A 1,738-nucleotide genomic window follows, 5' to 3' on the forward strand; every position below is an offset into this window, starting at 1 on the left:
ACTGGATCAGTGACCTCGTGGAGCAGAGGGTGTCTACGTCTTACTCGGTGCTGTCCTGGACACTGTCCTTGGTCCCGTCGCTCATCTTGTGCCGGACTGCCATGGCACCGGCTGCGGCGACGAGCAGCCCACTGCCCAGGCCGACCATCCCAAGGTCGGGCTGACCGGACTGGCCGTGTTCCTGCACGACACCGGTACCCGGTGCTCCGCTGGGCATGTCGGAAACCTGCGAACCGCCCGGGGTGCCGCTGGTATTGATGCTGCCGTTGACACCGGCGGGGAAGAACCCCCCGGACGTGGCTTGCTTGGGTGTGAGGTAAACAATGTTCAACACCTGCCCCGGGTTCCGTCCGAACGCGATGCCGTTAGCATCGGTCGGGTTGATGTTTGCCACCCCGTTCTGCACAATGCCCTGATCATCATCGCTGGGCCCGTCCAGGCTGTCCCGCGCATCGGAGATCTTCACAGTCGGTGCAGCGAGCCCCAGGTTGTACAGTGTGCTGCGGATATTCGCGGCGTGGTACGCCTCAACAGCGAGGATACCGGCAGCAGCGCTGAGATAGGTTTTGTTGGAAATCAGCGGGGCAGCACCCTTGTATGCGGTGACACCGACGTCTTCGAAGATGAAGGCCCCCAGCAGGAAGTTTTGTTCGTTGGCGTACACATCAAAGGTCTCCCCCTTTTTGATCAACCCTGCCGCCATCGCCGCAGCGGAGAAGCTGGCGCTAATATCGATGCTCGGACGCGATACGGCCGCGCTCCCCAACGCGGTGCGCAGGAACGCGACATGTTGTTGCTCATCGCGTGCTATTTCCTGGGCGAACTGCATAATGTTCTTGGTTTTGAACGGAACCTTACGACCGCCGCTGACGTTCCCGCGGGTGCCCTTGCCACCGGTCATGTTATCCGGCAGCCCCGCACCGGTGGTAGCCCGCAGATAGAACTCGGCTTCCAAATACTCCAGATTCAAAGCGAAGTTCAGGATCGCCGAATCGCTGGGGCCCTGCGTGGAATCACCCGGCGCCGCCGAGGCCGCCGCAGCGGAGGTCAGCATGAGACCACCCACACCCAAACCGCCGATACCGGCCGAGCGGAAGAACCGCCGCCGATCCACCGGGTTCTCAGCACTGCGGGAAATCGCCTTCGAAATAAACGCTTTGTCAAACATGGATATCCCCTATCAGGAGAGAAAAACATTCGAGACCTAGCTATACACCTGAATGGAAACATCCAAGCTGACACTCTGGCCCCAGCGGTGGAAAGCCCCTGACCTGCCTAAAAAACACACCATCCGTGACCAACGCGGATGACAATTCGGGCGTGGACTAAATGTCCGTCACAATGCAAGGCTTTGTCAAGCAAAACCTACAAGACTGTAATGAGGAGGTGAAAAAATGTCAAAGAAAACTTTGCGGGCAGCCGGTCCGCTGTGACTGCGTGGACCCGGGGCAGGATGGGTGGATGGTTTGACGGGGGAACCTTTCAGCTCTTTGACCCGTCCGTGGTCTGGGTCACGACGAATAAGGGGTAGGCCTCCCGGGCCCGGGAGGCCCAGGACTTCTGACATGGGATGGTCGATTGTCTAGCTACACCTTGTAATCTCGGGTCTTTCGTTGGGCGACCGGCTTTTAATCCTCCCTCATTTGTTATATAATCTAGTAGAAGAAATGTTCGGTTGCTGAGGGGTGGGATCATGAGTGTGATGACTGCCCAACCGCCCCTTCCGTTAGCCATAGAG

The 1,738-nt window shown here is 58.6% G+C and carries 1 protein-coding gene; it reads right to left on the bottom strand.

What is annotated here, in order from left to right:
- Positions 1–40: 40 nt before the first annotated feature.
- The gene (locus IV498_RS18670; RefSeq protein ID WP_269048571.1) at positions 41–1,168 is read right to left on the bottom strand and encodes a ferritin-like domain-containing protein; all 1,128 of its coding nucleotides are present in this window, start codon (positions 1,166–1,168) and stop codon (positions 41–43) included.
- Positions 1,169–1,738 lie beyond the last annotated feature (570 nt).

The sequence above is a fragment of the Paenarthrobacter sp. Z7-10 genome (assembly GCF_026932795.1).
GTDB lineage: Bacteria > Actinomycetota > Actinomycetes > Actinomycetales > Micrococcaceae > Arthrobacter_M.

Excerpts from the sequence above, each read along its gene's own strand:
- IV498_RS18670 (WP_269048571.1), bottom strand. The coding sequence starts at position 1,168 with ATGTTTGACAAAGCGTTTATTTCGAAGGCGATTTCCCGCAGTGCTGAG.